Source organism: bacterium (genome assembly GCA_030654305.1).
Taxonomy (GTDB): domain Bacteria; phylum Krumholzibacteriota; class Krumholzibacteriia; order LZORAL124-64-63; family LZORAL124-64-63; genus PNOJ01.
The window spans coordinates 1-12,918 of the sequence record JAURXS010000074.1; the positions used below are offsets into that span (position 1 = coordinate 1).

Genomic DNA, 12,918 nt, shown 5'->3' on the forward strand with positions numbered 1-12,918 from the left:
GGAGCATGGCGGACAGAACGAGGATCACGTTCTGTCCGATCCAGAGATAGACGAGGGCCCGAATCCTCGGGTCGGCCGCCGCCTTCGTGCCGGGACGCAGGGCGACGAGGACGAAGCCTGCCGCGAGAAGCGCCGTGACGACCAGCGTGCCGCCGGCCCGCTCGTCGCGCTCGACGGTGATCAGGCCCAGCGACATGGCCTCCTCCAGCAGGTCGCTGAACGACGAGTAGCGCCAGGTGCGCTCGTTGAAGTCCGGCTTCTTGCGCTTCATCGTGTCCTTGACCAGGGACGAGTAGAGCGGCCCCTTGTGCTCGCGCACCAGGCCCTCGATCGTGGCGACCAGCAGGTTGAAGAGCTTCTTCTTGTCCGACGGCACGGCGTCCATGTTGACGGCCTCAACGGCCACCGGCTCGCGGACGAGGTCGTCGTAGAAGATGAACTCGTCGCAGTTGCGGATCAGCAGCTCGGAGCTGGAACCCTTCATGCCGACGCCGATCACGCTCTTGTCGTTCTCGCGCAGCTTCGAGACCAGGGGCGAGAAGTCGCTGTCCCCGGAGATCACCACGAAGGCGTCGATGTGGTCCTTGCTGTAGCAGAGGTCCATGGCGTCGACGACCATGCGGATGTCGGCGCTGTTCTTGCCGCTGATGCGGGAGCTGGGCACCTCGATCATCTCGATGGCGGCGCCGTGCAGGTCGGACATGTAGTCCTGGTAGTAGCTCCAGTCCGCGTAGGCCTTCTTGACGACGATCTTGCCCTTCTCCAGCAGGCGCTCGAGCACGACGTGGATGTCGAAGCGCTGCCGCGCGTCGCGGGCGCCGATCGCCACGTTGTCGAAGTCCAGGAACAGGGCCAGATTCATGTCGCGTTCGCTTGCCATGGTGCTCCTCGGAGGCGCGAAGGGGGTGCGGAGCGGCCTGCGCTCCGGCGGACGCCCCGAACATAGTGCCGGGATGCGGCGCGCCGCTACCGGAATCTGCCGCCGACCGGCGGGCGCGACGCCGTCCTTGGGCCGGAACGCCCGTGCTGCTATCATGATCGCGTCATCCCACCCGTTCCGAAAGGACCCCGCGTGAACGCCGCCCTCAGCACCGACGACCTCGTCCGCCTCGTCCGCCGGGTCTTCGTCCCGACCGCCGCCGACCGCGGCCTGGCCGTGCTGGTCGACCTGCCCGACGCCAGGCTCGCCGACAACCCCGAGTGGGCGGCGCGGCGCGCCATGGCGGCCGACTGGGTCCGCCGGCTGGGCGCCGCCGCCGATGCAACCGGCCTGCCGCGCACGACCCTGGCCTGGTACCGCAACGCGGGCGGCAACAACGCGGACCTGCCGGCCCTCTGCCACCCCGGCGACGGCACCATCGCCTACGGGCACGCCGACGAGCTGCCCGCCGCGGGCGCGATCCCCTTCGCGGAGCTGTTCGCGCGACACAGCCTCCTGCTGGCACCGACGGAGCTGTCGGCGACGGCGCCCCTGAAGGTCGCGGCGCGCTCCCACCCCCTGCGCGCGGCCACCATGCCCGGCTTCCTGCCCGCGATGATCCCGGCCCTGCAGATCGACTACGCCGAGGTCAACCGCCGCGTCGACCGGCTCAAGGCGCTGCTGGACCCGGCGACGGCGGCGACCGTCGTCACCCGGGCCGGCGGCCGCACCCGCACCCTGCGCCTGGACCTGCGCCACCGCACGGCCCACGCCTCGGGCGGGCTGTTCCCGCACAACGGCGTCGCCGGCAACCTGCCGAGCGGCGAGACCTACATCGTGCCCTACGAGGGCGAGCTGGCCGGCGACCCCAGCGGCAGCCGCGGCGAGCTGCCCGTGCAGTTCGACGACGAGGTGGTGGTCTACCGGATCGAGGGCAACAAGGCGGTCGCGGTCCTGAGCGAGGGGCCGCACAGCACGGCGGAGGCCGCGCTCATCGTCGCGGAGCCGGCCTACGCCAACCTGGCGGAGCTGGGGCTGGGCGTGCTCGGGGATTTCGGCCTGGAACCGGTCGGCAGCATCCTGCTGGACGAGAAGCTCGGGCTGCACATCGCCTTCGGCCGCAGCGACCACTTCGGCGGGGCGGTCGGTCCCGCGGACTTCAGCGGGCCTGACGCCGTGGTGCACCTCGACCGGGTCTACATCCCGCAGGTGCAGCCGGCGGTGGCGGTCCTGTCGGTGACGCTCAAGGGGCCGGACGGCGATCGCGAGATCATGCGCGACGGGGAGTGGAGCGGCGTCTTCTGAGCGCGCCCGGCGGCGCCGGCGCGGTCGTCAGCGCGGCCGCGCGGCCACCACGTTCGGCAGCGGCCACGCCTGCCGGTCGGGATCGCCGGGGTTGCGGCCGTCGTCGAAGCCGCCCCCGAACTGGTACTCCCGCCCGCCCACGCCCACGTAGAGCTGGGCCTGGTAGCCCCCCTCGCCGTACATCGCCTGCTTCAGGTCGAGCGGCAGGGCGAGCAGGTGCTCGACCAGGTCGTGGGTCGGCAGCGGCTTGCGGCAGTGGATCATCAGCAGGCGGCCGGAACCGTCCACCCCGATGGCCGCCGCGCTGGTGCGGCGCGCCTGCGGCTCCCAGGTGTTGTCCCGGTCGCACGACACCATGCGGATGCTCTGGACGAGCGTGCCGTAGCGGGCCGCCGCGGCGGCGAAGTCCTCGCACGTGCGGTCGATGATGCGCACGTGCGGCACGCCCGCGTCGCGCCGGTCGAAGGCCAGCACGGTGTTGTCGGGCGACACGTAGGCGTTGTTCACGTGGGTGCGGGTGCGCATCAGCGAGACGCTTCGCAGGTGATCGGCCTGGTACATGCTCGCGTTCACGGCCGCGGTCATGCCCTTCAGGTGGCACCAGTCGCGGGCCGAGTGCGCCTCGCCCTCGCCCGGCGCCGAGGCGTTCAGCAGCACCAGCTCCCAGCGTTCGGGGTCGAGCCGCACCACGTGCAGGGGCTCCCCGTCGGACGCCTTGCCGCCCGGCAGCGCGAAGGATCCGAGCTCCAGGCCGGGCGCCAGCTCCCGCCAGCCCGCCGCGCGCGCGGACGGGACCGCCGCCGCGACGGCGGCCAGGCACAGGGCGCCCGCGAGCGCGCGCGCCGCCGTCACGACGCGCCCCCGCCGCCGGCCCCGTCGATCACGGCCAGGACCGCGTCGGTCATCTCCCGCATCAGCGCCGCGTCGCCGCGCGATTCCACGTTCAGGCGCAGCACCGGCTCGGTGTTCGACTCCCTCAGGTTCAGGCGCCACTCCCCCAGGTCCAGCGAGAGACCGTCGGTGCGGTCCACCGCGACCGCCCGGTCGCGCCAGCGTTCGGCGACGGCCGCCACGGCCCGCTGCGGGTCCGCCGGGCGCCGGTTGATCTCGCCGCTGGCCGGGTAGGCGGACTGCATCCGCCCGACCAGGGCCGACAGCGGCTGGGCGGTGCGGCCCATCTCCTCGAGCACGCGCAGCCAAGGGAGCATGCCGCTGTCGCACCAGCGGAATTCGCGGAAGTAGTGGTGGGCCGACATCTCGCCGCCGTAGACGGCGTCCTCGGCGCGCATCCGCTCCTTCATGAAGGCGTGGCCGGTCTTGTTCTGCAGCGGCACGCCGCCCGCCTCCCGCACCGTGTCGATCGTGTTCCAGACCAGCCGCGGGTCGTGCACGATGCGGCCGCCGGGCTCGCGGCGCAGCGCCGCCCGGGCGAGCAGGCCGACCAGGTAGTACCCCTCGACGAACGCGCCGGTCTCGTCGAAGAAGAAGCAGCGGTCGGCGTCGCCGTCCCAGGCCAGCCCGAGGTCGGCGCCGTGCTCGCGGACGGCGGCCGCCGTCAGGGCGCGGTTCTCCGGCAGCAGGGGGTTGGGCACGCCCGTGGGGAAGGTCCCGTCGGGCTCGTGGCGCAGCTTGATCAGCTTCACCGGCAGGTGCGGCTCCAGCAGGTCCAGCACGGGACCGGCGCAGCCGTGCCCCGCGTCGGCGACGATGGTCAGGGCCGGCAGGGATTTGGCATCGACGCACCCCAGCAGGAAATCCCGGTACTCGCCGCCGACGTCCAGCGGCGATGTCGAGCCCCGGCGCGGGGCGACGGGAAAGCCGCCTTCGACGGCGGCGCGCCCGATCGCGTGCAGGCCGCTGTCGCCGCTGACGGGGACCGCATCGGCCGACACGATCTTCATCCCGTTCCAGCCCAACGGGTTATGGCTGGCGGTGACCATGACGCCGCCGGCCAGCTTCCCGGCGATCACGGCGTGGTAGACCTGTTCGGTGGCGCAGAGGCCGAGTTCGCGGACGTCGCAGCCGCCCTCGGCGAGGCCGGCGCCGACGGCGGCCGCCAGGTCGGGGCTGCTGGTGCGGCAGTCGCGACCGACGGCCAGCGTCCCGGCCCCGATCCGGGCGGCCAGGGCCCGCCCCAGACGGTGCGCCAGGTCCGCGTCGAGATCCTGCGGGACCCGCCCCCGGATGTCGTAGGCCTTGATGCAGGAGGGAAGGGACGGCACGACTCGCAAACCTCCGCTTCGGGGACGGCCGGGGACTCGAACGGGCATTGTCGGCACAGGCGGGCGCCGCGTCAAGGCCGGGCACCCACGGCCCCACAACGCCGGGATCGGACTGGGTCGGCCGGCCGATCGCCGCTATCATGGGGCGATCCCCAACCCCGGAGGCCCCCTTGCCGAACCAGCCCGTCCAGGCCACCCTCCCCGTGCTCGGGATGCACTGCGCCGGCTGCGCCGCCTCCATCGAGAAGGCGCTCGCCCGCGACACGCCGGGCGTGCTCGACGCCGCGGTCAACCTCGCCGACAACACCGTCACCGTGAGTTACGACCCCGCTCGCGTCGAGGCCGCCACACTGGCCGCCGCGGTCGCCGCCGCCGGTTTCGAACTGGTGCTGCCCGCGCCGGGGACGACCGCCGAGGAGGCGGGTCGGGCGGCCCGTCGCCTGGAGGAGGCCGGCCACCGGCGCGAATTCCTGGTCGGCGCCGTCTTCACCGTCCCCCTGTTCCTGCTCTCGATGGCCCGCGACCTGGGATTCCCCGCGCCCTGGCTCCACGCCGCCTGGATGCCTTGGCTGCTGGGCGCCTTGGCCACGCCCGTGCAACTGGTGACCGGGCGCACCTTCTACGTGGGGGCCTGGCGCGGCCTGCGCGCCGGCGCCGCCAACATGGACACGCTGGTGACGCTGGGCGCCGGCGCGGCCTACCTGCACGCCGTCGCGCTGCTCGTCGCGCCCGGTCTCGGCGGGCATCCCGGCTTCGAGACCGCGGCGGTGATCCTGACCCTGGTGCGCCTGGGCAAGCTGCTGGAGGCCCGGGCCCGCGGCCGCGCGGGCGACGCCATCGCCTCCCTGCTGGCCCTCGCGCCGGAGCGGGCCACCCTGCTGCGCGACGGCGTCGAGCGCGACGTGCCGGTGTCCGACCTGCGGCCCGGCGACGTGGTGCGCGTGCGGCCCGGCGAACGCGTCCCCGTCGACGGCCTGGTGTGCGAGGGGATCGCCGCCGTGGACGAGAGCATGTTCACCGGCGAACCCCTGCCGGCGGACCGCGTTCCCGGCGACGAGGTCCTCGGCGGCTCGATCGACCGCGACGGCCTGCTGACCGTGCGCGTGACGGCCGTGGGCGAGCAGACCGCGCTGGCGCGCGTGACCGCCCTGGTCCGCCGCGCCCAGCAGAGCAAGGCGCCGGTGCAGCGCCTGGCCGACCGGGTCGCCGCCGTGTTCGTGCCGGCGATCGCGAGTCTGGCCCTGCTCGTCTTCGCGGGCTGGTGGATCTTCGGCGGCGACTTCGCGCCGGCCCTGACGCGCCTGATCGCGGTGCTGGTGGTCGCCTGCCCCTGCGCCCTCGGTCTGGCGACGCCCACCGCCGTGATGGTCGGCACCGGGCTGGCCGCCCGCCACGGCGTGCTGTTCCGCGACGCCGCCGCCCTGGAGCGGGCCCACCGCGTCAACACCCTGCTGGTGGACAAGACCGGCACGCTCACCGAGGGCCGGCCCGAGGCCACCGACTGGATCGTGGCCGCGGGCTCGGGCACGACCCCGGACGAGTTCGCGGCGCTGGTGCGGGCCGCCGAATCCCCTTCGGAACACCCGGTCGGGCGGGCCCTGGCCGCGGGCCTCCGGCACGACGCGACGCCGTCCGCGACCTCGTTCCGGGCGGTGCCCGGCCACGGCGTCACGGCGGTGGTCGACGGTCGCGACGTGCGCGTGGGCAAGCCCGCCTGGATCGCGCCGCTGGGCGCGCCCGCCGACCTGCAGGCAGCCGCCGACCGGCTGGCCGGCGAGGGCAGGACCGTGATGCTGGTCGAGGTGGACGGGAACGTCGACGGGCTCGTCGCCGTGCGGGACACGCTGCGCCCGGAGGCGGCCGCGGCCGTCCAGGACCTCGAGGCGCTCGGCGTCGACGTGATCATGCTGACGGGCGACGGGCCGCTCGCGGCGGCCGCCGTCGCGCGGGAGTTGGGCATCGGGCAGGTGTTCGACTCGGCGACGCCACAGGACAAGGCCGCCGTCGTGGGCGGGTTCCTCGCGGACTGCTGCACGGTCGGGATGGTCGGCGACGGCGTCAACGACGCGCCCGCCCTGGCGACCGCCGACGTGGGCTTCGCCGTGGGGCACGGCAGCCACATCGCCATCGAGGCCGCGGACGTGACCCTGGTGCGGGGCGGCCTGGACGCCGTGCGGCGGGCCCGCGAGCTGAGCCGGCTGACCATGCGCACGGTGCGCCAGAACCTGGCCTGGGCGTTCGGCTACAACCTGGTGCTGATCCCGGTGGCGGCCGGCGCCCTGCACGGCGCGGGCGGGCTGCCCGCCGCGCTGCGGGACTTCCACCCCATGCTCGCGGCCGCAGCCATGGCTTTCAGTTCGGTATCGGTGGTGCTGAACAGCCTGCGCCTGGGACGGCGCCGGCTCGCCTGAGCGGATTAAACCGTAGCGTCGACCGTCACGTCCGCGGACACCGTCGGCGCCGGCGCAGCCAGGTAGCGGCCGAATTCCAGATCGTGCTCCAGGATGTGGCGCTTCCACCAGTAGTCGAAGAGGCCCAGCACCGCGCGCGTCAGGCGCTCCAGGTCCAGGGCGTGCCGCTGGCGCAGGTTGCGCGCCGACGCGAGCAGCCGCGCGTGCTCGGCGCGGTGCCGCGCGGCGGCGGGGTAGCCGGACGCGTCGAACATCGCCTCCTCGCGCGCCTGGTGGACTTCGGCCCAGGCGATCAGCTGCTCCAGGACCTGGTGCAGCACGCGGTGCCCGCGGCCACAGCCGCGGGCCTCGAGCAACCCGTTCTGCAGGGCGAGGAACTCGCGGTGGTCCGCGTCGAGCGCCGCGAGCCCCGTGCCGAACCGCACGTCCCATTCCAGCGGCCTCACGGCGGCCTCCTCAACTCGGCTGGGCGACCAGGGCCTCGGCGACGACCCGGCGGGCGGCCTTGCCGAAATCGGCGTCGGCACCGCGGATGTGGCCGAGCAGCCAGTGCTGGAGGTACTGCAGGACCGGCAGGGTGACGGTCTGCCGGCCTTCGGCCAGGACGGTCTGGAACCGCCGCACGCGTTGCAGCAGGTCCTGGTGCTCCTCGCGGTGCTCCGCCAGGCCGACGTAGCCCAGCTCCTCCATCAGCGTCTCTTCGGAGACGAAATGGACGGCCGCGCAATCCAGCAGGACTCCCAGCCGGTGGGCGAGTTCCGCGTCCGCCTCGCGGCGCCGGTAGGCGGCGGCGAGTTCGTTGTAGCGGTCGACGAGCCGCCGGTGCTGCTCGTCGATCAGCGGCAGACCCAGTTCCAGATCGTCCTTCCACACGATGGCGCTCATGGGCGTTCCTTCCGTTGCCGGCCCGCTCGGTCCGTTCAGACTTCGAGCCGGCTCGTGTCGTCCCAGGCCGTGGCGAGGTCCAGGTAGTCGTCGTCGTCGAGGGCCGCGGCCCGCTCGAAGCCCGGATCCGCCGGGATCCGTCGCGCGGCGCGGGGTTGCAGCGGCGCCGGCCGCGGCGGCGTGGGGCGCGGCGGCGAAGCGGGACGCTCCCGGCCCGATAGGCTCGCGGCACGGGGCTCCACTCCCCGCACCACGCGCTCCAGGTCGGAGACGAGGTCGAGCAGCTGCGCCGCCTGGCCCGCGAGCTCCTGGCTGGCGGCCGCCGACTCCTCGGCCCCGGCGGCGTTGTTCTGCACGACCCGGTCCATGCGCACGACCGTCTCGTTGATCTGGACGAGGTCGCGCGACTGCTCGCTGCTGGCCGTGTCGACCTGCCGGACGAGGTGGCTGACGCGTTCGACGCCGCCGGCGATGCGCCGCAGCACCGCGGCCGCCTCCTCGGACGCCCGCACGCCGTCGGCGGCGATGACCCGCGACTCCTCGATCAGGGCCGTGGTCGTGCTGGCCGCCTCGGCGCTGCGCCGCGCGAGGTTGCGCACCTCCTCGGCGACGACCGCGAAGCCGCGGCCCGCGTCGCCGGCCCGGGCCGCCTCGACGGCGGCGTTGAGCGCCAGCAGGTTGGTCTGGAACGCGATCTCGTCGATGTTGCGGACGATCTTCACCGATTCGTCGGCCGCGGACTTGATGCGCCCGACCGTGCCGGCCAGCCGGCTCATCGCCTCGCTGCCGGACGCCGCCTCGCGGCAGGCCTCGCCGGCCTCGCGGTTGGCCTCGCGGGCGCTGTCGGCGTTGCGGCCCGTCATGCCGACCAGCTGCGCGAGGGTGGCCGTCACCTCCTGCAGGTTGGCCGCCTGGTCGACGGCGTTCTGCGCCGTGTGCTGCCCGCCGCCCGCGACCTGGCGCGAGGCGGTGACCATGTGGGCGCTCGCCCCACCCAGCCGCTTCGCCACCAGCCAGAGGTCGCGGCTGATGCTCCTGGCCACGAACGACCAGACGAACACGGCCAGGACCACCGCCGCCAGGCTGGTCAGCAGCATGTTCGGCCCGATGTGGTCGCGGTCGATCAGCATGTGCGCCGCGAGCGGCGCGATCGTGACGCTGACCCCGGCGGTCAGCAGCTTCGTGCGCAGGGACATTCCAGAAAACATGGGCGGCCTCCGGTGACGGGCGATCCGGGAGCGGCCGCCCGCTCCGGCCGCGGACACCCGTTCCCGTTCCTGTCTTCGGCAGGCGCGGCAATAGCTTGAGGCTCGACGGGCGCCCCCGGTTCGCCTAGCCTCGGGGTGTCGGTCGGCACGCGGGGGCGGATGATTCCCGGGGAGGAGAGCGATGAGGACGAAAGCGGTCGCGACGACGGTCCTGGCGTTGACCCTGCTGACGGCGGCGGCGGACCTGCAGGCCGGGTGGCCGGCGCAGGCGGAGCCCGTCCGCCACCTCTACCTGATCCGTCACGGCGAGTACGAGCACGACGAGGACTGCGACGAGGACGTCGGCTGCGGCCTGGACCGCCTCGGCCGGCACCAGGCCGCGCTGGCCGGCGACCTCCTGGCTTCGCTGGGGATCGGATTCACCACGCTGCAGGCCAGCAGCATGACGCGGGCCCGCGAGACCGCGGCGATCATCGACGAGCGGTTGCCGGGGCCGGCGCTCGAACTCCACCGCGACGTGCGCGAGTGCACGCCGTCGACCCGCCGCGCCGACATCATGGCGGATCTGGAGCCGGGCGAAGCCGAGGCCTGCGAGCGGGAGCTGGCCGCCGCCTGGGACCGCCTGGTCCGGCCGGCCACGGACCGCGACGCCCACGACGTCGTGGTCTGCCACGGCAACGTCATCCGCTGGTTCGTCTGCCGCGCGCTGGACGTGGACCCGCAGGCCTGGCTGGGCATGAGCATCGCCAACTGCAGCCTGACGGTGATCCAGGTGCGTTCCGACGGGACGTGCCGGCTGGTGACCTTCGCCGACGCGGGCCACATCCCCTTCCCGCTGCGGACCTACCCCGGCACCCCGGCCGACCCCGCCGCCGTCGAAGCCGCCCTCGGCCCCGAATAAGATCGGTTCTGGTCAGGATCTTGTCCTGCCCATGCCCATGCTGCTGTTCGAGTTGGATCTGCACATCCTGCCGTGACAGGGGTGTCCTGCAGGCCCTGAAGCCAGGATGGCGGAAGGGCCGGAAGGGCAAGCGAGGCGGGCACAGGAAGTGCCCGACGAGCGTCCCCTGTCACGGCAGGATGTGCAGATCCAAGTCGCAACACTGCATGGGCAGGGACAATGTCCCGGCCAGAGCCTACGGGGTGATCGCGGGGGCGAAACCGGGGATGAGGTCGGCTTGGTACTGGCCGCTGTCGAGCAGGGCGATGCCGATGAAGATCATCACGCAGAGCAGGGCGCTCACCAGCACGACGGCGTAGAACTTCTTGTCCCACAGCAGGTGCATGAAGACCAGGGCCACCAGGGTGCCCTTGACCACGGCGATCCCCAGGGCCACCCAGATGTTCAGGGCGCCCAGGTCGACGTAGGTCACGGCGTAGGTCAGGACCGTCAGGAACATCAGGGCGCCGAACACGCCCAGCAGCGTCCTGACGGGCACGACGTGGGCGTAAGACGGGCCTTCTTGGTGCTTGCTCATGCTCGTGCCGCCTCCCGCGGTCCGCCGCTCAATGGATCAGGTAGAGCAGCGGGAAGAGGAAGATCCAGATCAGGTCCACCAGGTGCCAGTAGAGGCCGACGAAGTCGACCGGCGCGAAGTATTCCGGCCCGAATTCGCCCGCCGCGGACCGCCGCAGCAGCCAGACGATGGCGACCATGCCGGCCAGGACGTGGATGCCGTGCAGACCGGTCATCACGAAGTAGATGCCGAAGAACAGATGCACGTTGCGCGGCACCGGACCCGCGGGACCGTGCCCGCCGTGCGCCGCGTCGCCGTGGCCGGCCTGCGGGCGGTCGGCCAGGCCCTCCGGTCCGGTCGCCGCGTGCGGCAGGGTCGTGCCGCCGTCGGCGGGGGCCGCAGCCGTAGCGGCCGTCGTTTCGACCGTGGTCGCGGTCGTCGCCGCCGGCGACACCGTCTCGCCCTGGGGCACGTAGCGCGTTCCCCAGAGCAGACCGTGCTTCCATTTGTGCTGGTACTCGACGCCCTTGACGCCCAGGAAGACGCAGGCGCAGAGCAGCGTCGCGGCGAGCATCTGCTTGAGGCGGCGCTGCTGGCCCAGCTGCGCGCAGCGCACGGCCATCGCCATGGTGAGGCTGCTGACGATCAGCACCAGCGTGTTGAGGCCGCCGAGGGTCTTGTCCAGGAACTGGTGCGCGTAGGCGAAGATCTCGGGGTGGTTGGCCCGGTAGACCGCGTAGGCGCAGAAGAGCCCGCCGAACAGCAGGACCTCCGTGACCAGGAACAGCCACATGCCGAACTTGCCCGAATCGTACTGCTGCGCCATGGAGCCGAAATGGTGCTGCAGGTGGGGATCGGCGTGCTCGTCGCGTCCCTCGTGCGCGGTGCTCATCGGTCGGACACCTCGGTCTTGCGGAGCACGTACCCGCCGATCGCGGGGTCGTACGCCTGGTTCGAGTAGTCGTAGGGGTCGCCGCCCACGGGCTCGTCCGTGAAGTTGTGCAGCACCGGCGGCGAGGCGGCCTGCCACTCCATGGAGCCGCCGCCCCAGGGGTTGGCCGGCGCCGGGCGGCCCCGGTAGAGCGACTTCACCAGGTACCAGGCGGTCATGAAGAAGCCCGCGGCCATCAGGTAGCTGCCGATCGACGAGATCACGTGGTAGGGCTCGAACTTGTCCACGTAGGCGTAGTAGCGCCGCGGCATGCCCTGGCTGCCCATGACGAACTGGGTGAAGAACGTGATGTTGAAGCCCACCGAGATGATGATCGCCGAGATCCGGCCCCACTTCTCGTCGTACATCCGCCCGAACATCTTGGGCCACCAGTAGTGCAGGCCGGCCAGGAACGCGATCACCGTGCCGCCGAACATCACGTAATGGAAGTGGGCCACCACGAAGTAGGTGTCGTGCAGGTGGACGTCGGTGGCCAGCGAGCCCAGGAACAGGCCGGTCAGGCCGCCGATGCCGAACAGGAACATGAAGGACAGGGCGTAGATCATCGGCGTGTCGAAGCGGATGGAGCCCTTGTACATCGTGCTCAGCCAGTTGAACATCTTCACGGCCGAGGGGATCGAGACGCTGAAGGTCAGCGCGCTGAAGATCATGTTCATCAGCTCGGACTGGCCGCTGGTGAACATGTGGTGCCCCCAGACCAGGAAGCTGAAGGCGGCGATGGCGATGCTGGAGTAGGCGATGGCCCGGTAGCCGAAGATGTGCTTGCGGCTGAAGACCGACACCACCTCGCTGATGATGCCCATCGCCGGCAGGATCATGATGTAGACGGCCGGGTGGGAGTAGAACCAGAAGAAGTGCTGGTACAGCACGGGGTCGCCGCCCAGGGCGGGGTCGAAGATGCCGATGCCCATCACGCGCTCGACGATCAGCAGCACCATGGTGATGCCCAGGATCGGCGTGGCCAGGACCTGGATGATGGAGGTGGCGTAGAGCGCCCACAGCATCAGGGGCATGTCGAACCAGCCCATGCCCGCCGGCCGCATCTTGTGCATGGTGACGATGAAGTTCAGTCCGGTGAACACCGAACTGAAGCCCAGCACGAACACCCCGAAGGTCAGCGTCACCACCGCGGTGTTGGTCGTGGTGGAGTAGGGCGCGTAGAAGGTCCAGCCGGCGTCCACCCCGCCCTGCACGATCGACAGCACCGCGATCAGCGCCCCGACCAGGTACAGGTGGTAGCTGGCCAGGTTGAGCCGCGGCAGCGCCACGTCCTTCGCGCCGAGCATCAGCGGCAGCACGAAGTTGCCCAGCGCCGCCGGGATGCCCGGGATGATGAACAGGAAGATCATGATCGCGCCGTGCAGCGTGAAGACCTTGTTGTAGTCGTCGGCCGACATCAGCGTGCGCGTCGGCGTCAGCAGCTCGGTGCGGATCAGCAGGGCCAGGATGCCGCCCAGCAGGAAGAAGGACAGGATCGAGGCCAGGTACATCACGCCGATGCGCTTGTGGTCGAGCGTGAAGAACCACGAGCGGAAGCCGTGGCTGCAGTTCAGGTAGTT

General features: G+C 72.0%; 12 protein-coding genes. 3 read left to right on the forward strand and 9 right to left on the reverse strand.

From position 1 onward, the window contains the following. Positions 1–880 (reverse strand): NYN domain-containing protein (locus Q7W29_01885; protein MDO9170561.1); only part of this gene is annotated, 880 nt, incomplete at its 3' end. 192 nt (positions 881–1,072) lie between these two features. Between Q7W29_01885 and Q7W29_01890 the strand changes: the two genes are divergently transcribed. Next, the gene (locus Q7W29_01890) at positions 1,073–2,224 is read left to right on the forward strand and encodes a hypothetical protein (protein ID MDO9170562.1); all 1,152 of its coding nucleotides are present in this window, start codon (positions 1,073–1,075) and stop codon (positions 2,222–2,224) included. A gap of 27 nt (positions 2,225–2,251) precedes the next feature. Here Q7W29_01890 and Q7W29_01895 read toward each other — a convergent pair whose 3' ends face one another. Continuing rightward, positions 2,252–3,076: a phosphodiester glycosidase family protein gene (locus tag Q7W29_01895; protein MDO9170563.1), complete on the reverse strand. Its 825-nt coding sequence runs from the start codon at positions 3,074–3,076 to the stop codon at positions 2,252–2,254. Further along, entirely contained in the window at positions 3,073–4,446 is a 1,374-nt protein-coding gene (locus Q7W29_01900) for a phosphomannomutase (GenBank protein MDO9170564.1), read from the reverse strand. Before Q7W29_01900 ends, Q7W29_01895 begins: the two co-directional genes overlap by 4 nt. Positions 4,447–4,616: 170 nt before the next feature. Here Q7W29_01900 and Q7W29_01905 point away from each other — a divergent pair, with 170 nt between their 5' ends. Next, positions 4,617–6,857 (forward strand): heavy metal translocating P-type ATPase, encoded by a 2,241-nt coding sequence (locus Q7W29_01905; GenBank protein ID MDO9170565.1) that lies wholly within the window; start codon positions 4,617–4,619, stop codon positions 6,855–6,857. Between the two features lie 5 nt (positions 6,858–6,862). Here Q7W29_01905 and Q7W29_01910 read toward each other — a convergent pair whose 3' ends face one another. From Q7W29_01910 to Q7W29_01920, 3 genes are read right to left on the reverse strand one after another with little or no spacing between them, the layout of a single operon-like run. Next, positions 6,863–7,303, reverse strand: a complete 441-nt coding sequence (locus tag Q7W29_01910) for a hemerythrin domain-containing protein (protein ID MDO9170566.1) — start codon at positions 7,301–7,303, stop codon at positions 6,863–6,865. A gap of 10 nt (positions 7,304–7,313) precedes the next feature. Further along, complete coding sequence (locus Q7W29_01915; GenBank protein ID MDO9170567.1) at positions 7,314–7,742, reverse strand: bacteriohemerythrin; 429 nt, start codon at positions 7,740–7,742, stop codon at positions 7,314–7,316. Between the two features lie 35 nt (positions 7,743–7,777). Continuing rightward, positions 7,778–8,950, reverse strand: a complete 1,173-nt coding sequence (locus Q7W29_01920; GenBank protein ID MDO9170568.1) for a methyl-accepting chemotaxis protein — start codon at positions 8,948–8,950, stop codon at positions 7,778–7,780. A gap of 181 nt (positions 8,951–9,131) precedes the next feature. Between Q7W29_01920 and Q7W29_01925 the strand changes: the two genes are divergently transcribed. Beyond that, positions 9,132–9,851, forward strand: a complete 720-nt coding sequence (locus Q7W29_01925; GenBank protein MDO9170569.1) for a histidine phosphatase family protein — start codon at positions 9,132–9,134, stop codon at positions 9,849–9,851. Positions 9,852–10,086: 235 nt separating this feature from the next. Here Q7W29_01925 and Q7W29_01930 read toward each other — a convergent pair whose 3' ends face one another. The 3 genes from Q7W29_01930 to ctaD form a co-directional block, all read right to left on the reverse strand. After that, positions 10,087–10,428, reverse strand: a complete 342-nt coding sequence (locus Q7W29_01930) for a cytochrome C oxidase subunit IV family protein (protein ID MDO9170570.1) — start codon at positions 10,426–10,428, stop codon at positions 10,087–10,089. Between the two features lie 28 nt (positions 10,429–10,456). After that, a complete protein-coding gene (locus Q7W29_01935) occupies positions 10,457–11,299 on the reverse strand; it encodes a cytochrome c oxidase subunit 3 family protein (GenBank protein MDO9170571.1) in 843 nt (280 codons plus the stop codon). Beyond that, positions 11,296–12,918: cytochrome c oxidase subunit I (ctaD, locus tag Q7W29_01940; GenBank protein ID MDO9170572.1), on the reverse strand; the 1,623-nt coding region annotated here is incomplete at its 5' end. The genes ctaD and Q7W29_01935, both read right to left, overlap by 4 nt.

What these genes read in the sequence shown, in the direction of transcription:
- Q7W29_01920 (MDO9170568.1), bottom strand. Translation starts at nt 8,950, where the DNA reads ATGTTTTCTGGAATGTCCCTGCGCACGAAGCTGCTGACCGCCGGGGTC.
- Q7W29_01925 (MDO9170569.1), top strand. Translation starts at nt 9,132, where the DNA reads ATGAGGACGAAAGCGGTCGCGACGACGGTCCTGGCGTTGACCCTGCTG.
- Q7W29_01915 (MDO9170567.1), bottom strand. Translation starts at nt 7,742, where the DNA reads ATGAGCGCCATCGTGTGGAAGGACGATCTGGAACTGGGTCTGCCGCTG.
- Q7W29_01935 (MDO9170571.1), bottom strand. Translation starts at nt 11,299, where the DNA reads ATGAGCACCGCGCACGAGGGACGCGACGAGCACGCCGATCCCCACCTG.
- Q7W29_01930 (MDO9170570.1), bottom strand. Translation starts at nt 10,428, where the DNA reads ATGAGCAAGCACCAAGAAGGCCCGTCTTACGCCCACGTCGTGCCCGTC.